The organism is Xylanimonas sp. McL0601 (assembly GCF_049852175.1).
GTDB lineage: Bacteria > Actinomycetota > Actinomycetes > Actinomycetales > Cellulomonadaceae > Xylanimonas.
This window is the reverse complement of sequence record NZ_CP187527.1, coordinates 3671497-3691903: the sequence shown is the minus strand read 5'-3', so window position 1 is coordinate 3691903 and position 20407 is coordinate 3671497. Positions and strand designations below refer to the sequence as shown.

Annotated in this window: 12 protein-coding genes; 3 read left to right on the top strand and 9 right to left on the bottom strand. The window is 73.0% G+C overall.

The features are described from left to right. Nucleotides 1–68 precede the first annotated feature (68 nt). The 7 genes from ACO4JP_RS17060 to ACO4JP_RS17030 form a co-directional block, all read right to left on the bottom strand. Nucleotides 69–1526 (bottom strand): ATP-binding protein, encoded by a 1458-nt coding sequence (locus tag ACO4JP_RS17060; protein WP_425955161.1) that lies wholly within the window; start codon nucleotides 1524–1526, stop codon nucleotides 69–71. A 54-nt stretch (nucleotides 1527–1580) separates the two neighbouring features. Continuing rightward, nucleotides 1581–2894, bottom strand: a complete 1314-nt coding sequence (locus ACO4JP_RS17055; RefSeq protein ID WP_425955160.1) for a M1 family metallopeptidase — start codon at nucleotides 2892–2894, stop codon at nucleotides 1581–1583. Between the two features lie 11 nt (nucleotides 2895–2905). Then, nucleotides 2906–6880: a Pls/PosA family non-ribosomal peptide synthetase gene (locus ACO4JP_RS17050; protein ID WP_425955159.1), complete on the bottom strand. Its 3975-nt coding sequence runs from the start codon at nucleotides 6878–6880 to the stop codon at nucleotides 2906–2908. Nucleotides 6881–6890: 10 nt separating this feature from the next. Next, nucleotides 6891–8171 (bottom strand): alpha/beta fold hydrolase, encoded by a 1281-nt coding sequence (locus ACO4JP_RS17045; RefSeq protein WP_425957137.1) that lies wholly within the window; start codon nucleotides 8169–8171, stop codon nucleotides 6891–6893. A 198-nt stretch (nucleotides 8172–8369) separates the two neighbouring features. After that, nucleotides 8370–9884 (bottom strand): glycerol kinase GlpK, encoded by a 1515-nt coding sequence (gene glpK, locus ACO4JP_RS17040; RefSeq protein WP_425955158.1) that lies wholly within the window; start codon nucleotides 9882–9884, stop codon nucleotides 8370–8372. A 38-nt stretch (nucleotides 9885–9922) separates the two neighbouring features. After that, a complete protein-coding gene (locus ACO4JP_RS17035; RefSeq protein WP_425955157.1) occupies nucleotides 9923–10657 on the bottom strand; it encodes an MIP/aquaporin family protein in 735 nt (244 codons plus the stop codon). A gap of 13 nt (nucleotides 10658–10670) precedes the next feature. Beyond that, entirely contained in the window at nucleotides 10671–12416 is a 1746-nt protein-coding gene (locus ACO4JP_RS17030) for a glycerol-3-phosphate dehydrogenase/oxidase (RefSeq protein ID WP_425955156.1), read from the bottom strand. Between the two features lie 95 nt (nucleotides 12417–12511). Between ACO4JP_RS17030 and ACO4JP_RS17025 the strand changes: the two genes are divergently transcribed. Continuing rightward, nucleotides 12512–13009, top strand: a complete 498-nt coding sequence (locus ACO4JP_RS17025; protein WP_425955155.1) for an amino-acid N-acetyltransferase — start codon at nucleotides 12512–12514, stop codon at nucleotides 13007–13009. 8 nt (nucleotides 13010–13017) lie between these two features. On the opposite strand, the gene ACO4JP_RS17020 is transcribed toward ACO4JP_RS17025, so the two are convergent. Then, the gene (locus ACO4JP_RS17020; RefSeq protein ID WP_425955154.1) at nucleotides 13018–13941 is read right to left on the bottom strand and encodes an A/G-specific adenine glycosylase; all 924 of its coding nucleotides are present in this window, start codon (nucleotides 13939–13941) and stop codon (nucleotides 13018–13020) included. 102 nt (nucleotides 13942–14043) lie between these two features. Between ACO4JP_RS17020 and ACO4JP_RS17015 the strand changes: the two genes are divergently transcribed. Then, the gene (locus ACO4JP_RS17015; protein ID WP_425955153.1) at nucleotides 14044–15084 is read left to right on the top strand and encodes a hypothetical protein; all 1041 of its coding nucleotides are present in this window, start codon (nucleotides 14044–14046) and stop codon (nucleotides 15082–15084) included. A 274-nt stretch (nucleotides 15085–15358) separates the two neighbouring features. Beyond that, nucleotides 15359–19261: a hypothetical protein gene (locus ACO4JP_RS17010; protein WP_425955152.1), complete on the top strand. Its 3903-nt coding sequence runs from the start codon at nucleotides 15359–15361 to the stop codon at nucleotides 19259–19261. Between the two features lie 45 nt (nucleotides 19262–19306). Here the strand turns inward: ACO4JP_RS17010 and disA are convergent, their stop codons facing one another. Continuing rightward, on the bottom strand, nucleotides 19307–20392 hold the full coding sequence (gene disA, locus ACO4JP_RS17005; protein WP_425955151.1) for a DNA integrity scanning diadenylate cyclase DisA: 1086 nt from the start codon (nucleotides 20390–20392) through the stop codon (nucleotides 19307–19309). Nucleotides 20393–20407: the final 15 nt, after the last annotated feature.

The window sequence follows — 20407 nt, the reverse complement described above, 5'->3', positions numbered from 1 at the left end:
CTGCCGACGGCGCTCACCACCGCCGTCGTGCTGGCATCCGCGACTACCGCACGCACATGCGCGGCGTCCTACCCGGGCGAGCCACTCCCTCCGCGGATCGCGTCGACCAGGTCGTCGGGGCCGAACGTGCGCACGCGGTCCGGGAACGAGCCGCGGAAGCCGTTGCGCGAGACCGCGAGCAGCACCGTGGACACCGGGTCGAAGCCCGGCACCTGAGAGCCGGTGACGGACAGCGCCTGGAGCCTGCGCTCGTCGAACGGCGTGGAGGTCCACTTGATCGACCCCACGCCCAGCACGTGCTTGGCCGGCGCCTGCGGCCGGTCTCCGACCACGATGTCGACCTCTGCGCTGTTGGTGCGCGTCCACCATGCGCCCACCGTCTGGTGCGTCGCGGACAGGCCGAGCCGGGCCGCGTCCATCCGAAGCAGCGCGTCGCGGACGACGGGTTCGACGGCGCGCCCGCGCCAGGTGCTCCACGCCGCCTCGACGGCGGCCAGCACGTCGCGGCCACGGCCGCGGTCGATCAGGGCGATGGACGGTTCGACGAACCGCAGCCAGAAGAGCAGGTAGGGGTCGCGGATCGAGTAGCGCACCACCCTCGTGGCGGCCTTCGTAGACAGGGGCTGGTCCTTGGTGACGACACCCAGGCCCAGCAGCTCCTCGAGGCGGCGGTGGACGGTCGCGACGGGCACGGTGCCGCCCAGCGCGGCCACGATCTGAGCGGGCTCCATCTGCCCTTGCCCGATCGTCGTCAGCACCGCGCGCGAAGAGCGGTCGTTGTCGACCTCCGCGTCGAGCGAGAGCTCTGCCGAGACCACCAGCGGGCTGGTGGGGTGCTGCAAGGAGTCCAGCAGGTAGTCGTGGACGCCGGCGCCCTCGGGCCAGTCGGCGCACAGCAGCGGCAGGCCGCCCGTCACGAGATAAGCGTCGATCGCGTCGGCCGGGGGGAGCCCGAGCATGTCGGCCAGGTCGGCGGCGGTCAGCGCCTCGACGCGCATGAGGGTGGCGCGTTTGTGGAACGGGCGGTCGTGAGCGTTGATCCGCTCCATCATCGAGAGGCTGGAGCCAACACCGATGAGCAGGACGGGCAACCGGGACAGGTCACGGTCCCAGGCCCGCTGGAGCGCGCCCTCGAAAACCATCCCCTCATCCATCAGGTACGGGATCTCGTCGATCACCAGCAGGCTGGGCGCATCGGTCGGCAGCGCGGCGGCCAGGAGCCGGAAGACGGCATCCCAGGTGCTGGGGGACTGCCCGTCGAAGAGGTCGGCGCCGGGCAGCGTGGAACGGGAGGCCTCGGCGGCCAGCAGCCGCATCGCCACCGGGGCAGGGTGGCGGTCTGCGGTGAAGAACAGCGTGGGCACGCCTGCGGTGTCGACGAACTGCTGCACGAGGCGTGACTTGCCGACCCGACGCCGGCCGCGCATGAGCAGCGCCCGCCCGGGCCGGTCGCCTCCGCCGGCGACCTTGGCCAAGAGACGTGCGAGCTCGTCGAGCTCGTCGTGGCGACCCACGAAGGTCCGCATTCGCCCCCCTCCCGTGATGCTATCGACGTTGATAGTATCACCGGTGATTCATACTCAGGGCGCGAGGGGCGGAAGCCGCTTCGCGTCCAGCCACGGCGTCAGCGCGCCCTCCGCCTTCTCGCCGCAGCGCTCCGCGACCAGCTCTCGGAAGTCCGACGTCGAGACCGTCGCCCACCGGAAGCGGCGCGTCCACTCGCGCAGCAGGTCGAAGAACTCCTTGTCGCCCACGCGCCTGCGCAGCGCGTGCAGGGTCAGCGCGCCGCGCTTGTAGACGCGGTCGTCGAACATGAGGTCCGGGCCCGGGTCGGCGAGCACGAGGTCCTGGGGAAGGCGCTCCAGCAGGGCGTGGTGCTCGCGCGCGAGCTCGTCCGCCGTCGGGCCGCCCGAGTGCTCCGACCACAGCCACTCGGCGTAGCACGCGAAGCCCTCGTGGAGCCAGATGTCGCGCCAGCTCGCGGCGGTCACGGAGTTGCCGAACCACTGGTGCGCGAGCTCGTGTGCGACGAGCCGGTCGGCAGGCCGGGTGCCGTCGAGGTGGTTGGCGCCGAACACGGCAGACCCGTGCGCCTCGAGCGGGATCTCGAGCTCGTCGGCCGTCACCACGAGCGTGTACGCCCCGAATGGATAGGGCCCGAACAGGTCCTCGAACACGTCGAGCAGCTCGTCGTGCCGGTCGAGGTCGTGCGCGACGGCGGCGGCCTGCGCGGCCGGGCGCGCCACCTGCACGCGTGGCGTGGTGCGCGCGCCCAGCGGGACGACGTCGTACCGGCCGATCTGCACCGTCGCGAGGTAGGTCGACAACGGCTCGGTGCGCTCGAACACCCAGGTGCGGGTCGCGGCGCGGCGGGTCACCTTCGCCACCGGGGCGTTCGCCACCACGGTGTACGGCGAGTCGGTGGTGAGCGTGAGGTCGAGCGTCGCCTTGCGGCCCGGGTGGTCGTTGCACGGGAACCATGAGGGGGCGCCGTCGGGCTGGCCCGCGACGAGCACGCCCTCGCCCAGCTCCTCCCAGCCCGTCTCGCCCCACGGGCCCCTCGCGGGCCGGGGGTTGCCGGCGTAGGTGACGGTCACGGTGGCCGTCGCCCCGGCGGCGAGCTGGCCCGGCAGGCGCACCCGCAGCACGCGGGGCTTCTGCGTGTACCGCGTGGCCTGGCCGTCGACCTCGACGTGCGAGACGCGCAGGCCCACCAGGTCGAGCCGCACGTCCTCGATCGCCTCGACCGCACGCACCGTCAGGCGCGCCGTGCCCTCGAGACGGTTGGGCTCGACGCGGTAGCGCAGCTCGAGCGCGTAGTGCTCGACGACGTGCTCGCACGTGCCGTGGTTCGGTACGTAGCGGTCCGGGTCCGTGGCGCGACGTTGCGGCATGGCCGGTGACCCTACCGCGCCTTCGGGCCGTGCCCGAGGGGCCACGGCGCGACGGGGTTGCCCTGCCACCGCGACCCGGCGGGCAGCACCTCGCCGCGCATCACGAGCGACGTCGGCCCGGCCACGGTGCCGGCGCCGAGCCGCGCGGCGGGCAGCACCACCGAGTGCGGCCCGACGGTGCCGCCGGCATCCACCTCGACGCCGTCGAGACTCATCACACGGTCGTGAAAGAGGTGCGTCTGCAGCACCGTGCCGCGCCCGACGGCGGCGCCGTCGCCGAGCGCGACGAGGTCGCCCTCGGGCAGCCAGTACGTCTCGCACCACACGCCCCGGCCGATGCGCGCCCCCATGCTGCGCAGCCACGCCGCCAGCAGCGGGGTGCCGAGCGCATGGTTCGCGAACCAGGGGGCGGCCACCACCTCGGTGAACGTGTCGGCCAGCTCGTTGCGCCACACGAAGCTGCTCCACAACGGATGCTGCGTGGCCCGGAACCGGCCGACGAGCAGCCGCTTGACGCCCGTCGTCACACCGGCGCCGAGCAGCCCGGCCGCGACGAGCGCCGCGCCCGCAACGAGCCCGGCGACGACCCAGCCCGTCGCCCGCGAAGCCGCGAGCAGCGCCACGGCGACGCCGGTGCCGAGCGCCGCCGAGACCACCACGGCCGTCAGACGCAGCACCTCGACGACGCCGCGGGCCCACAGCAGGCGGGTCGGGGGGTCGTACGTCAGTCCCTCGTCGTCGGACCCGGCCGCGACGCGGGTCAGCAGCACCGGCGGGCTGCCGATCCACGACGAGCCCTTCTTGGCCTTGTGGGGAGCGGCGGACAGCACCGCGACGAGCCCGTTCTTGGGCACGGAGCGACCGGGGGCGGTGATGCCCGAGTTGCCGAGGAACGCGCGGCGGCCCACCTTGGCGCGGGCCACCCGCAGCCAGCCGCCGCCGAGCTCGTACGGGGCCACCATGGTGTCGTCGGCGAGGAACGCGCCGTCGGAGGCCTCGATCATCGACGGGATCCCCACCACGGTGGAGGCCTCGACGTGCCGCCCTATCGTGGCGCCGAGCAGGCGCAGCCATCCCGGGGTGAACACGCTCGAGTACAGCGGGAACAGCGACGTCCGGGCCGCGTCCGTGACCCGCTCGGTGCACCACGCCTGCCACCCGACCCTGCTGCGCACCGGGTGGAACCCGGAGTGCATGCCCAGGCTCAGCAGCCGCACCAGCACGAGCGTGCCGAGCGCGTAGGTGGCGAACGCGGCCAGGGCGGCGAGCGGCAGCCAGGCGAACGCCGAGCGCACCGCCGCCGCCGGCGTCGTGGCGTCGTCGGCCCCGGCCAGCAGCACCAGCACGCCCACGCCGACGGCGACGAGCGGGTGCAGGCTCAGCAGCGGACCGCTCACCTGGTAGACCGCCGCCCAGCCCGGCGCCTGCGGCGGGCGTTGCTCGGGCCACGGGTGCTTGACGTGGCTGCGCCGGCGCGTGGCGGGCGACCCCTCCCAGTACTCGTCCTTGCCGGTGGAGCCCACGACGGCGGAGCCCGCCGCGACGTCCGTGCCGCGTCCCACGTGGGCCCCCGGCAGAAGCATGCTGCGGGCGCCCACGGTGGCGTCCGAGCCGATGACGACGCGACCCACGTGCAGCACGTCGCCCTCGAGCCAGTGACCCGCGAGGTCGACCTCGGGCTCGATCGCCGCGCGGTCGCCGACGGTGAGCAGACCGGTGACGGGCGGGAGGGTGTGCAGGTCGACGCCGCGCCCGACGGTCGCGCCCAGCGCGCGGGCGTACCAGCCCACGAGGGGAGCGGCGGCGATGGTCAAGCCTCCCAGGGCCTCGAAGAGCTGCTCGGCGAGCCAGAGCCGCCGGTGCGCCGACCCGCCGCGCGGGTGGTCGCCGGGCTCGACACCGCGCAGCAGCACGCGGGCGCCCACGGTGGCGAGCCCCAGGCGTCCCGGGGCGCTGACGAGCAGCAGCCACGCGAGCGCCAGCGCCGGCCACGGCGTGCCCGGCAGGGAGTCGAGCAGCCGCGTGACCCCGGGGCCGTCGTACCAGGAGGCGGGCAGCGCCCGCAGCAGTGTGACGGCGAGGGCGGCCCACGTGGCCCATCGCAGCCCGGCCACGAGCCGCAGCACGACGAGCATGACCACCTGGAACGCCTGCGTCGACCGCGGGGTGGGCGTGCCGACGGGCGGCGCCGTGGCCGCCACGGGCACGCCGTAGGCGAGCTCGAGGTGGGTCGCCAACTCCTCGACCGTGGGGTGCGCGTACAGGTCGGCGACCGTGGCGAGCGGGTAGCGCTCACGCACCGCGGAGACGACCTGCGCCGCCGTGAGGCTGCCGCCGCCCAGGTCGAAGAAGTCGTCGTCGGCGGCCGACGGCGCGACGCCGAGCACACGCGCCCAGTGCCGGGCGACCCAGCCGACGGTTCCTTCGCCAAGGTCCGTGCCACCGTCCGCGGCGTTTGCGGCGTCGTCGCCGGGCAGGGGCCACGGCAGCGCGTCGCGGTCCACCTTGCCGCTCGTGCGCGCCGGGATCTCGTCCACCACCCCGACGAGCGGGACGAGGGCGGCCGGCAGCACCTCGCGGAGGTGCGCGGTGAGAGCGGTGGCGTCGAAGGTGCCGGGGTCGGTGGGAACCACGTAGCCGACGATGACCTGGTTGCCGGCGGCGGCCCGGCGCACGGCCGCAGCGGCGGCGCTCACCTGCGGCTCGGCGAGCAGGGCGGCGTCGACCTCGCCGAGCTCGATGCGCCGGCCGCCAACCTTGACCTGGTCGTCGGCGCGCCCCAGGAACAGCAGGCCCTCCGCTTCGTTGACCACGAGGTCGCCCGAGCGGTACGCCCGCTGCCACCCGAGCGCGGGCAGCGGTGCGTACTTCTCGGCGTCCTTGGCCGCGTCGAGATAGCGGGCCAGGCCGACGCCGCCGATGACGAGTTCGCCCGTGGCGCCCTCGGCGAGGGGCTCGCCCGCCTCGTCGACGACCACCAGGTCCCACCCGTCCAGCGGCAGGCCGATGCGCACGGGCGCGACGCCGTCGAGCATCGTCGCGCACGCGACGACGGTCGCCTCCGTGGGCCCGTAGGTGTTCCACAGCTCGCGGTGCGGCGCGGCGAGCCGGGCCGCGAGGTCGGGCGGCACGGACTCGCCCCCGAAGATCAGCAGGCGCACCCCGGCGAGGTCGGCAGCAGGGAGAAGCCCCGCGAGGGTCGGCACCGTCGAGATCGCAGTGATGCCCCGCTCCACGACCCACGGCCCAAGATCGAGGGCCGTCCGCACCAGCGCGCGGTCCGCGGGGACCAGGCAGGCGCCGTGCCGCCAGGCCAGCCACATCTCCTCGCAGCTCGCGTCGAACGCCACCGACAGGCCCGCCATCACCCGGTCGCCTGGGCCGAGCGGCGCGCGCTGCACGAACAGCCGCGCCTCGGCGTCGACGAACGCGGCGGCGCTGCGGTGGGTCACGGCGACGCCCTTGGGGACGCCCGTCGAGCCCGAGGTGAAGATGATCCAGGCGTCGTCGTCCACCGTCGGCGCCCGCGGGCCCGCGTCCGGTCCGGGGGCGGCCCTGGGCGCGAGGAGGTCGATCGCGCCGTCGTCCCCGACGACGGCCACGACGCCGGCTTCCCCGAACACCAGCTCGGCGCGCTCGGCCGGGTCGTCCCTGTCGACCGGCACGTACGCCGCGCCCGCGTGCAGCACCGCGAGGATCGTCAGGTAGAGGTCGGCCCGGCCCGACGTCGCGCGCACGCCCACGCGGTCGCCGCGGCGCACGCCGGCGGCCGCGAGCGCCGTCGCCCGCACCGCGACCTCGGCGACGACCTGCGCGTATGTCCAGACGCGGGCGCCGTCGTCGATCGCGGGCGCGTCCGGGTGCGCGGCGGCGGTGGCGGCGAGGACGTCGACGAGCGTGCGCGGCGCGGGCGCTCGGTCGCCGGCGAGCAGGGCGGAGGGCAGGCTCACGCGAGCTCCTCTCGTCGCCGGAGGGGCGGGCGGCATCCTGCCGCCGTCAAGGTGTGCGCGCAGGTCGCGGCCCGCCCCGCGCGTCGAGCCGCCGCAGGAGGGTGGCGAGCACGTCCCCGAGCCGCAGTCCGTCGTGCTCGTGCTCGTTCGTCACCCACGCCTTGGCGTTGCCCACGTGTGCCGCGGTCTGGAGCGACAGCCCCGAGTCCACGTACATGTCGTCGAAGTACACCGCCGCCTCGACCGGCACATCGTTGGAGGCCAGCCGCGCGACGTCGTACAGGTCGCCCCACCCGTCCCGGGCCGCGAGCGCCGCGGCTGCCGCGCGGTACCCGCGCAGCTCTGCCTGCTCGAGCATGTGCGGGTAGATCATCTCGCCGGTGAACAGCAGGGGATCGGCGCCCGGCTTGAACGCAGGCTCCGCGTCGAGCACCCGCTGCGCCGCCCACGCCGTGGGCCCGGTGTGCGACTGCGCGTAGATGGACTCGTGCACGACGGCGTACAGCGGGTTCGTGCGGAACGACGTCGCCGCCTCGACGTCCGCGAGGAACGTGCCGGTCGGCTCGCCGTCGGCGTCGAAGGCCTCGTCGAGGATCCAGTGCACCCGCTCGAACCCGGGCTTCATCCCGAAGGCCATGCCGAGCGACTGCAGCCGGGGCACGGTCAGCGGGTCCCCGCCCGGCAGCGTGACGCCGCCGGCGGCCACGCGGTCGACGACGCGCCGCACCACGTCGACGTCGTGCGGGTACCGCTCGCGGAACAGGGCGTTCTTGCCGGCGACGCGGCGATGCGTCCGCTCGTACACGTCCTGCGGGCTCGCGAGGAGCCCCGGCAGGCCGCCCGTCACGTAGCAGGCGTCCAGCGCCTCCGGCGCGAGGGAGAGGTACGTGAGCGTGATGAACCCGCCGTACGACTGCCCGAGCGACGACCACCGCCGACCGCTGTAGACCGTGCGCCGCACGTGCTCGGCGTCCCGCACGATGGAGTCGGCCCGGAAGTGCGCGAGGTACTCGGCCTGCGCGTCGCCGTCCCCGACCGCGGCGAGCGCCCGCGCCGAGACGGGCGACGACCGTCCGGTCCCACGCTGGTCGAGCAGCACGACGCGGAACCGCTCGAGCGCCGTCCCGAGCCACCCGTCCGCCCCGGACGGTCGGGGCCCCTTGCCGCCGGGCCCGCCCTGCAGGAAGACGAGCAGCGGCAGGTCCTCGGACCGCCGGTGCGCCGCGACGACCTCCCGCACGAACAAGGAGAGAGTCCGTCCCCGATAGGGCACGGCCCAGTCAACGGGCACGTCGACCACCCGATCGGTGACGTGCACCCCGGGAATCGTGTAGCTGACCGACGCAGTACCCACAACATCCACCCTAGGCAACGGAAAGCAGACAGCAGAGCGGAGGGACCGACGTCGTGCGCACGGCAGTCAACCCCGAAGTGGACCGCCCCCTGGGGCGCGTGAACGCTGCCGTGCGCACGACGTCGGTCCCTCCGCGACCTCGGCCGATGACGTGTGGTGCCGACGACCGGACTACTGGGTGTCGGCATCGACCCAGTCGAAGGTCTTGGTCACCGCCTTCTTCCAGTTCCGGTACAGCCGCTCCCGCTCGTCGGAGTCCATCGACGGCGACCAGCGCCGGTCCTCGGCCCAGTTCGCCGTCACGTCCGGCTCGCCGTCCCAGTAGCCGACGGCGATACCGGCCGCGTACGCGGCCCCGAGCGCCGTCGTCTCCGCGACCTGCGGCCGCACGACGTCGACGCCCAGCTGGTCGGCCTGGAACTGCATGAGCAGCTCGTTGGTCACCATGCCGCCGTCGACCTTGAGCTCGGTGAGCTGCACGCCGGAGTCGGCCTTCATGGCCTCCGCGACCTCGCGGGTCTGGAACGCCGTCGCCTCGAGCGCCGCGCGGGCGACGTGGTTGCGGTTGACGTACCGGGTCAGGCCGACGAGCGCGCCACGCGCATCGGGCCGCCAGTAGGGCGCGAACAGGCCGGAGAAGGCGGGCACGAAGTACGCGCCGCCGTTGTCCTCGACCTTGCGGGCCATCCACTCGACGTCGGGTGCGTCGGTGAAGATGCCGAGGTTGTCGCGAAGCCACTGGATGAGCGAGCCGGTCACGGCGATCGAGCCCTCGAGCGCGTACCGCGCCTGCTGCTCGCCGATCTTGTAGCAGACCGTCGTCAGCAGGCCGTTCTTGGACGGCACCTTCTCCGTGCCCGTGTTGAGCAGCATGAAGTTGCCGGTGCCGTACGTGTTCTTGGCCGTGCCGACGTCGAAGCACGCCTGCCCGAACGTGGCCGCCTGCTGGTCGCCGAGGATGCCCGCGATCGGCACGCCGGGCAGCATCCCGGCGGGGCGGCTGTGCCCGTACACCTCGGACGAGGAGCGGATCTCCGGCAGCATCGAGATCGGGATGCCCATGTCGGCCGCGATGTCCTCCCGCCACGACAGGGTGTCGAGGTCCATCAGCATGGTGCGCGAGGCGTTGGTGACGTCGGTGACGTGCACCCCGCCGTCGATACCGCCGGTCATGTTCCACAGCACCCAGGCGTCCGTGTTGCCGAACAGCAGGTCGCCACGCTCGGCGGCCTCGCGCGTCCCGGGCACGTTGTCGAGGATCCACTTGATCTTGGGCCCCGAGAAGTAGGTCGCGAGCGGCAGGCCCACGATCGCCTTGTACTTGTCCGCTCCGGTGTCGCCGCCCAGCTGCTCGACGATCGACTGGGTCCGGGTGTCCTGCCAGACGATCGCGTTGTAGACCGGCCTGCCCGTCGTCTTGTCCCAGACGACGGCGGTCTCGCGCTGGTTGGTGATGCCGACGGCCGCGATGTCGGAGTAGGTGACGTTCGCGCGGGTGAGGGCCAGCGCCACCGCCTCGCGGACGTTGTTCCAGATCTGGTCGGCGTTGTGCTCGACCCAGCCGGCCCTGGGAAAGATCTGCTCGTGCTCGAGCTGACCGGTCGAGACGACCCGGCCGGCGTGGTCGAAGATCATCGCCCGGGAGCTCGTGGTGCCCTGGTCGATGGCAAGGACGTAGTCAGGCATGGTGGTGCGACTCCTTCACGTCGTGGTGCGGGAGATGGTCAGACCCAGGCCCTGCCGAGCAGGCCGGCGAGCACCGCGCCGATGAGCGGCCCCGCGACGGGGACCCAGGCGTAGGACCAGTCGGACGAGCCCTTCTCGGGGATCGGCAGCACGAAGTGGGCGATACGGGGGCTCAGGTCGCGGGCAGGGTTGATGGCGTACCCGGTCGGGCCACCGAGCGAGGCGCCGATGCCGACGACGATGAGCGCGACGGCGAGCGGGCCGATCTGGGTGGGCGTCGGGCCGTTGGTCAGCACCCAGAAGACCAGCACGAACGTGCCGAGGATCTCCGTGACGAGGTTCCACGCGTAGGAGCGGATCGCCGGGCCGGTCGAGAACACCGCGAGCTTGATACCGGGCTCGGTCTCCAGGTCGAAGTGCCTCTTGTACGCGAGCCATGCGAGCACCGCGCCGATGAACGCGCCGAGGAACTCGCCGCCGAAATAGACGAGCGCATGGCCGAACGTCGGGTCGATCGTGCCGGCGTCGCTCGTGAAGAACGGCTTGTCCGCCACCCACAGGCCGACGGTCACGGCCGGGTTGAGGTGCGCGCCCGACTTGTGCGCCGCGAACACGCCGGCGAACACGGCCAGGCCCCACCCGAAGTTGATGAGGAGCCAGTCGGGCCCGAAGCCCTTGTTCCTCGGCAGGATCACGTTGGCCACTACGCCGGCACCGAGCAGGACCAGCGTCCCCGTGCCGATGACCTCCGACCAGAATGCGTCAAGGAGCATCGTCGTTCCTTCCCTAGCCTTCCAGCGGCACCATCTCCGCGACGTCGGGCGCGCGCAGGCGTGCTGCCTGGGCGCTGGCGTCGTCGGTCTCGGAAGCCGCAGCGTCGTAGGCCTTCACGCGCTCGCGATATGCGGCGGTCTCGGCCTCCTTGGTGGAGTCGTCCCACCCCAGGAGAGGGGCGACGACATCGGCGATCTCCGGCAGCGCGGCAAGGCCGGCGTCGGGGACCTCGTACACGAGGCGCGTGCGGTGCAGCAGCACGTCCTCGAGGTGCAGGGCACCCTCGTGGGTCACCCCGTAGTGCACCTCCGCCCGCAGGTAGGCGGGGGCGTGCTCGAGCGGCGTCGCGAGCGATGGGTCCGCCTCGCACAGCTCGACCAGCTCGGCCACGTCGGAGCCGTAGCGGTGCAGCAGGTGGTCCACCATCGGCGGCGTCCAGCGGTACCGCTTCGCCCAGGTTCGCGCCTGCCGCTGCACGGCCTGCAGCCCGACGGCGCCGACGAGCGGGATCTTGTGCGTGATCGACGGCAGGGCCGCCGCGCGCTGCCCGATGGCGTGGTCGACGGCGTCCTTGGCCATGATCCGGTAGGTCGTGAGCTTGCCGCCCGCGATGACCGACAGGCCGGGCGTCGGGCTGGCGACCGTGTGCTCGCGGCTCACCTTGGCCGACGACGTGCCCTCCTTGGTGCCCGGCTGCAGCAGCGGCCGCAGGCCGGCGAACGTGCCGATGACGTCCCCGCGCGTGAGCGGGTGGGCGAGCACCGCGTTCGCGTGCTCCAGCACGTAGTCGATGTCCCTCGAGCTGGCCACCGGGTCGCGCAGGTCCTCGTGCCACGGAGTGTCTGTAGTGCCGATGATCCAGTAGCGCGACCACGGGATGATGAACAGCACCGACTTCTCGGTCTGCAGGATCAGCCCCACGTTGCCGCGGATGCGCTCGCGCGGCACGACGACGTGGATGCCCTTCGAGGCGAGCACGCGCAGGCCGCCCTCGCTGCCCGCGAGCGACTCCGTGTCCTCCGTCCACACGCCGGTGGCGTTGATGACCTGGCGGGCGCGCACCGTGATGCGCTTGCCGGTCTCGAGGTCGACGACGACGGCGCCGTTGACCGCGCCCGTCGCGGACTGCGTGAGCTCGACGACCTGCGTGCGGGACGCGGCGTGGGCGCCGTAGCCCGCGGCCGTGCGGATGATCGTGGTGACGAGGCGGGCGTCGTCGACCGAGGCGTCCCAGTACTGGACGGCGCCGATCGCGGCGTCGTGCGCGAGGTCGGGGAACTTGCGGGCCATCTGGCCGCGCGTCAGGTGCCTGTGGATCGGCATCGCGCGCTTGCCCGGGGCGATGCCCGCCAGGGTGTCGTAGAGGGCGATGCCGGTGCCGACGTACGCACGCTCCCAGATGCGGTGCTCGAGCGGGTACAGGAAGGGGACCGGTCGCACCAGGTGGGGAGCGAGGTCGCGCAGCAGCAGGTCGCGCTCCGTCAGCGCCTCGTGGACCAGGTGGAAGTCGAGCATCTGCAGGTAGCGCAAGCCGCCGTGCACCAGCTTGGAGCTCCGGCTCGAGGTGCCCGAGGCCCAGTCCTGCGCTTCCACGATCGCCGTCGACAGGCCGCGCGTCACGGCGTCGAGGGCGATGCCCGCGCCGGTGACGCCGCCGCCCACGACGAGGACGTCGAGCTCGTCGCTAGGCGTTGTCGAAGCCTCGAGTGCCGCCAGGGCTTGGTCCCGGGACTCGGCGGTGAGCCTGTTGGTCGCCACGGCGGGCTCCTTCCGACGCTGGTGTCGTGGCTAACGTCACACCGGGAGGGCACCTCCGCAACCGGATCACCCGACGTCACCCGTACAGTGACGCCGTGCCTCTCGAGATCCGGCCTGCGCTGCCCTCCGACGTCCGCTCCGTGCGGGCCCTCGTCGAGCCCTACGCCCAGCGCCGCATCCTCCTGGCCAAGGAGCTGGTCGGATACTTCGAGGCGGTGCAGGAGTTCGTCGTGGCCGAGGTCGACGGCGTCGTCGTCGGGTGCGGGGCGCTGCACGTCATGTGGGACGACCTTGCCGAGATCCGCACGCTGGCCGTCGCGCCCGAGCGCCTCGGGACCGGCCTCGGGTACGCGCTCGTCGCAGCGCTCGTCGAGCGGGCCCGCGCGTTCGGGCTGAGTCGCGTGTTCTGCCTGACCTTCGAGGTGGACTTCTTCCGCCGGCAGGGCTTCGAGGCGATCGAGGGCACGCCCGTGTCACCCGAGGTGTACACGGAGCTGCTGCGCTCGCACGACGACGGCGTCGCCGAGTTCCTGGACCTCGCACGGGTGAAGCCCAACACGCTGGGCAACACGCGGATGCTGCTCACTCTCTGACAGGACGTTCAGTCCACCGGCAACCGGTAGGCGCCCGCGGCGGTCTGCTCGACCAGCCCGTCCTCGACGAGCCCGGCAACGCACCGCGTGACCTGCGGGTCCTCCGCGGGCGCGCCGAGCTCGGCGTCGAGCACCTCCCGGGCGACCGCCGCGGGCGCTGCCCGCAGGACGGCCATGAGCCGGCCACGGCACTGCCGGTCGGTGCCGTGCCAGGCCTGCGCGCGACGGCGGTGCGCGTGCGCGTCGGCGGGGAAGCCCGCCGCGCGCCAGGCGCACCGGCCGCCCACTGGGCAGGCCCCGCACCGCGGTGCACGCGCGGTGCACACGAGCGCGCCCAGCTCCATCGCCGCCGCCGCCCAAGCGGCGGCGTCCGCGGCACGCTCCGGCACGACTGCGGTGGCGACCGTGCGCTCGGCCGCCGTCGGGCTGGGCGCGGGCAGCGCGACCCCGCCGACCGTCCGCGCGAGCACCCGCCGCACGTTCGTGTCGACGACGACCGACCGCCGCCCGAACGCGAACGCCCGCACGGCCGCGGCCGTGTACTCGCCGACGCCGGGCAGCGCACGCAGCGCGGCCTCGTCGTCGGGCACCTCGCCGCCGTGCCGCTCGACGACGACGCGCGCGCACTCCTGGAGCCGCAGCGCCCGGCGCGGGTAGCCGAGGCGGTCCCATGCGCGCAGGACGTCGGCGGTCGAGGCCGCGGCGAGGTCCGCCGGCGTGGGCCAGCGCTCCAGCCACGCCCGCCAGGCCGGCTCGACCCGCGCCACCGGCGTCTGCTGGAGCATCACCTCGCTGACCAGCACACCCCACGGCGTGCGGTCCGGGGAGCGCCACGGCAGGTCGCGGCGCGCCGTCGCGAACCAGGCGACGACGCCGTCCACCAGGGCGGCGTGCGGCGCGTCGACCGTCGCGGCTGCGGGCGGGGTAGGCATGCGGACACGGTAGTCGGCGGCGCGGCGCGGCTTCGCCGACCTGCGGCGACGCCGTCGTACTTTGGGCGGGTCCCCTGACCGACCGCAGCGACCGGAGGCTCCGTGGCACCCGCCGACCGTGACCGCACCGCGCGTGGCGCTGCGCCGCGCCGGCAGGGCAGCGGCGCGCAGGGCAGCGGCGCGCAGGCGCGGTCCGCGACGGACGGGCAGCCGAGGAAGGCGGCGGGGGCGCAGCCCCGCAAGGCCGCGGTGGCGCAGTCGCCGAAGTCGGCGGGCAGCGCGCAGCGGCAGGGGGCGGCGGGCCCGCGGGACCGACGCGTCGTCTCGACGAACCGGCTTCAGGCGCCCCGGACCGCGGCCGGCGCGCCACGCGTGCGGCCCGCGCCGGGGAACCGGCGCCCGGCCGCGGGGCGCCCCTCGTCCCGGACCGCGCCGGCGCGGCGGGTCCCCGTGGCGCTGCTCGTCGTGCTCGGGCTGCTGGTGGCGGGCGGCACGTTCCTCGGGTACGGGATCGGCCGCGGCGTGGGCTGGGTCCGCGAGGCGTGGCCCGACCCGGTGCCGCAGCTCGCGGCGGACAAGGTCGCGCCGCCCGACGCCGCCGACGCCGGCGGGCCGAGCCAGGCGTGCCCCGCGTCGAGCCTCATGCTCCGGGTCACGCCCGAACGGACGCTCATCGAGCCGGGCCAGGGGGTCGCGCTCGACGTGTCCATCACCGAGGTGGGCCGCCGCCCGTGCCTCGTCGACGGCGGCGACGGGTCCCGCCAGGTGGTCGTCTCGGACGCCGAGGGCAAGGCGGTGTGGACCAGCGCGCACTGCGCGGGTCCGTCGCGCGACCTGCTGCTCGGCCCCGGCGACGTCGACCCGCAGACCATGCGCTGGTCGGGCAAGCAGTCGGTCGAGGGCGCGTGCACCGCGATGCAGCCGGCCGTCGGACCGGGCACCTACACGGTGCAGGTGGTGATGGCCGATGTACCGGACGGGAAGAGCGACCCGGTCACCATCACGGTCGCGGCGCCCCCGACGCCGACGCCGACGCCCGACCCGGCGGCGTCCACGGAGCCGTCGGCGCACCCGTCAGCCCAGTCCCCGGCGGCGACACCCGACGCCGACACGCCGTCCGAGGCGCCGGCGCAGCAGCCGTAGCGCAGGAGCCCACTGGTCGCCGGACGTGCGCCCGCCGCTACGACCGGTCTTCGCCGGTTTCGTCCGCGCCCGGCGGTCGCGGCGAGCTCCCGGCGACCACGCGCATGTCGCGGTAGCGCGTCCCTGCCGCTCCGCGACCAGCCGGACCCGGTCGACCATGGCGAGGTTCGCCGGCGGCTCTTGTCGTCTGAGGTCGGCGCGTATCAGGGCGCCGCTCCATCGCTCCCCAACAGGTGTCGGCCGGCTGGCGGCCGACGAAAAGGAGGTCGGCGCCGTGGCCGGTACCTGGGGAACGTTCAACGCACCGTCCGGCGTGAGCGCGGACACGATGGTTCTGCTCACCGACGGGACGGTGCTCGCGCACGACGCGAACCGGCCGTCGCTCGGCCAGACCTACGGCGGCAAGAACTGGTACCGGCTCACACCAGACAGCCACGGCGACTACCGCAACGGCAGCTGGTCCAGTGCGCTGCCCATGGCCGGTCAGCGCAAGTACTTCGGCAGCGGCGTCCTCCGGGACGGCCGCGTCTACGTCGTGGGCGGGGAGTACTCCGACATCCTCGGTGACACCGACAAGACATCGGACAACGACACCCGGGCCGAGATCTTCGATCCGGTCGCCGGGACCTGGACTGGGTTCAGCAAGCCGAGCCCGGACTTCGACTTCATCGTCGGCGACTGTGTCTCGATCGTGCTGCCCGACGGCCGGGTCATGTTCGGCGCGCTGTCCAGCTCTCGGACGGCGATCTGGGACCCGGACACGGGCAGCTGGGTCGAGTCGGGAACCAAGTTCGGCACCGTGGCCAACACCAAGGTCGGCAAGACCAATGAGGAGAGCTGGTGCCTGTTGCCGAACGGCAATGTGCTGACCGTCCAGATCTTCGGCCGGACTGCAACACAGGACGCCGAGATGTACGTCCCGGCCGAAGACCAGTGGGTCAGTGCCGGCACCACCGCCTCGACCCTGCCGGTCTTCTCCGCCGGAGGGCGGACGCTCGACGAGATGGGCGGGGCCGTGACACTTCCGAGCGGCAAGGCGTTCTTCGTGGGAGCGAGCGGCCACACCGGTGTCTACACCTCCGGCACCACCACGACCGCCCAGGGCACCTGGACTGCGGGCCCTGACCTCCCGGCGGACGCGAGCAACCCGAACGCACCCGCAGGGCTGCAGACCTCGTCGGACGGGGCGGTCGTCCTGCTCCCGAACGGCCACCTGCTGCTGACCTCGGGCACCGTGGACGCCAGCGCCGCGGGCAAGTCCTTCTCCGGCCCGGTCACGATCTGCGACGTCGACCCGGTCGCCAACACGCTGTCCACGCCTGGAAACCAGCCGTCGAGTGCGCCCGGCTACACCTGGCAGTGCTGCTTCCTGCTGCTTCCCAACGGCCACGTGCTGATGACGGGGGAGCAGAACACGATCAACGAGTATGTCCCGGACAGCGCCGAGCTCACCCCGAAGCCGTCGTGGCGGCCCGTGGTCACGTCCGCGCCGACAGCCCTCATCGCGGGTCACTCGTACCAGATCGGCGGCACCCAGCTCAACGGCCTCAGCCACGCCAACGGCTACGGCGACGACCGGCAGAACGCGACCAACTACCCGATCGCCCGGCTCACCAACGCTGCCGGCGCAGTGAAGTACCTCCGCACCCGAGACTTCTCGACCATGGGGATCGCCACCGGGACGGCCACCGTCACTGCGGTGATGGAGGTCCCCGCCAACGTGCTGCCGGGCTCGTGGAACCTCGAGGTCGTCGCAAACGGCATCGCCTCGGCAGCGCTGCCCGTCCTGGTCGGTACGCGGGACTGCTTCCTGGTCATGGACCGTTCCATCGTCGGGCACGGCGAGGTGCAGGCCCTCCTCGCTCTCAACGGTGCGCCGGCCAGCTTCGACCCGGCCGTGCTCGTCGTCGTCGAGGGCTTCACGGCCACGGAGCTCGGTCTCACCGCTGCCAACCTCGCCTCCCCACCGGTCACGCCGACCTTTCCAGACCCGGCCCCCGGGGTGCACGTCGTCGAGCACGGAGCAGTGCTCCCCGAAGACCCGACGCTCCCCCCGCACGTCCCCCAACGGTTCACGTTCCCGTGCGAGCTTCAGTTCGACGACGAATCCGCGTTTAGCTTCACCGGCGACACCCGCGACGTCACCGTGACGGCCGCCTTCACGGCGGCCGGTCAGACCGTCGCCAACTCCGGCGTCCTCAGGCTGCTGCAGTCACCGAACCCGTACATCCTCGACGGCGACCCGGCCCGCGGCGTCGACTGGTGGACCAGCATCGACATGCGGGTCTTCCAGGTGACCGACGGCGCCCACCGGTTCGGAGCGACGCTCGCGGTCGGCGGTTCGGCACAGACCGCTGCGACGAACTTCATCCAGAACGTCATCACCAACCTCAACAGCCACCCGGCACTGGGTAGCGACTTCGACGCGGTAGACCCCCGGGAGGCGCCCGAGGCTCTGACGCTCGCGCCGACCGACGGCCAGGGCCATCGGGTCTTCAACTTCGCCGTTGCCCGCGTCCGGTTCCGCGACCTCAACCAGGACGCCCCCAACGTCCGGGCGTTCTTCCGCATGTGGCCCGCCCAGCAGACCAACGCGGTCCACGACACGACCACGCTCTACCGCACCCAGACGACGGGGACGAGGCACGTGCCGCTGCTCGGCCAACAGGGGGACGACATCGCGACGGTCCCGTTCTTCGCGAGCCCGCGAGTCGACTCCTCGGCCGTCAGCATGAAGACCCAGCACGACGACCCGAACGTGCGCACGATCCAGCATGACTCGCTCGGCGCGGAGATGGTGGGCTGGTTCGGGTGCTGGCTGGACATCAACCAGCCCGACGACCTGCGGTTCCCGGCTCGTCTCCTGGGGACGACCGCGGCCAACCTGCCCGACGGACCGTTCCAGGGCGTCGGCCCGCTGTTGTCGATCCAGCAGCACGTCCGCAGCCTTCACCAGTGCCTGATCGTCGAGCTGGACCTGGACGGCCAGACCATCCCGTCCTGGGCCGATCCGTCCACCTCGGACAAGCTGGCGCAGCGCAACCTGACCTTCGTCAACGTGCCCAACCCCGGGGTCGTCGACTCACGGGTCGTTCCGCAGACGCTCCAGATCCGTCCGACCCCGGCGGCACTCCTCGACGACCGCCCCGACGAGCTGATGATCGACTGGGGCAACGTCCCTCCGGGAACGAACGCGACCCTCTACCTGCCCACCGTCGACGCCGCGGAAGCCCTGGACTGGGCCCACCGCATGTACGTCAGCAACCGGCTCTCGATGGCCGGCCCGCACACGCTGGCCTGCATGGCCGGTGGCGTGACCTACGTCCCGGTGCCAGGCGCCTCCGACCTCGACCACGTGGGGCTGCTCGCCGTCGAGCTACCACCCACCGTGCACAAAGGTGAGCGCTACTCCGTGCGGGTGCGGCAGATCACGGGTGCGCGGTTCGGGACGGGTCGGGTCGTCGAGGCCGGCACGGACGTCACGACCACGCGATCACGCGAGAGGCGCACGGTCGCGGTCGGAGCGGTCGAGCCCGCCGAGGTGCTCCGGATCTTCGTCGAGGGTTCGCGCCAGGGCTTCCTGTTCCGACGCACCATCGGCGCGTTCGGTCTCGAGATCCCGGTGAGCACCAAGGCGATCCTCCTGCCGGGCGAGGAGCGCACCCTGTCGATCTTGCGCCACATCGAGCGGACGGTTCCGCTCGAGTCCCGGTGGTGGCCGGTGTTCCGCCGCTATGTCGACCTGTACGCGGGGCGGGTCGCCGGCATGGGCGGTGACCCCACGGCCATCCTGCCTGACGGCGACGGCGACTGGGAGCACGTCAACCTCTGCCACGACGGCCACGACCGCGACCGTGACGAGCACGACGAGCACGACGGGCATGACCACGAGCACGGGCACGACCGCGAGCCGGAGTGCGATCACGCCGACGGCGGCGACCGGTACACGAAGACCGTCGCCGGCAAGGTGGTATCCCTCAGTTACGACCACTTTGGTGACTTCACCGGGTTCGTGGTCGAGACCGAGCGAGACTCCCACGTTGAGGTGCGCAGCACCGAGCGGCGTGTGGAGCACCTGGCCCGGGAGGCCTGGGTGACCCGGGCAGTGGTGCGGGTGCGACTGCAGGACGGCGACATGGTTGCCACCCTTGGTCTCGGTGGCCAGGTCGAGGAGTGACCCGGGGTCGGCCCGCCCGACTGATTCCTGCGCCGGCCGGGCAGGTCAGACGTAGCGCTCGAGGATGCTCGACTCCGCGAGCCGCGACAGTCCTTCGCGCACCGCCCGCGCCCGCTGCTCGCCGACGCCGTCGACGGCCATGAGGTCGTCCACCGACGCGGCCAGCAGCTTCTGCAGGCCACCGAAGTGGGCCACGAGCCGGTCGATGATGGCGCCGGGGAGGCGTGGCACCTTGGACAGGAGCCGGTAGCCGTGCGGCGCGACGGCGGCGTCGAGCGCGATGCCGGCGCCCGGCAGCTCGAGCACACGCCCGATCTGCCCGAGGTCGAGGAGCTGGCTCGAGTCGAGGCCCGACAGCGCCGCCTGGACGTCGGGGAAGGACTTCCCGCTGCGCTCGAGGTCCACGTAGTCGCGCACCACGAACTCGCGGTCGGAGCCGATGCCGCCGATGAGCTCGTCGAGCTGGAGGGCGAGCAGGCGCCCGTCGACGCCGAGCTCGATGACGTAGCCGGCGATCTCCTCCGAGATGCGGCGCACCATCTCCAGGCGCTGCACCACGGAGCACACGTCACGCACCGTGACCAGGTCCTCGATCTCCAGCGCGGACAGCGTGCCCGAGACCTCGTCGAGGCGGGCGCGGTAGCGCTCGAGCGTCGCGAGCGCCTGGTTGGCGCGGCCCATGATGGTGTCGGAGCCCTCGAGCACGTGCCGGGCGTCGCCGACATAGAGCGCGACGATCCGCATCGACTGGCTCACGGAGATCACCGGGAACCCGCTCTGCTTGGCGACGCGCTCGGCGGTGCGGTGCCGGGTGCCGGACTCGCTGGTCTCGATCGTCGGGTCGGGCAGCAGCTGGACGGCCGCGCGCCGGATGCGGGTCGCGTCGCGGTCGAGCACCACGGCGCCGTCCATCTTCGACAGCTCGCGCAGGCGGGTGGCGGAGAACGCGACGTCGAGAACGAACCCGCCCGAGCACATGTCCTCGACCGTCTTGTCGAGGCCCAGGACGATCAGCGCGCCGGTGCGCCCGCGCAGGATCCGCTCGAGACCGTCGCGCAGCTCGGTGCCGGGGGCGACCGCGGCGAGGGTCTCCCTCAGCAGGTCGTCCTGGTGGGCGGGGGTGGATGCCACGCAACTGATCCTAGA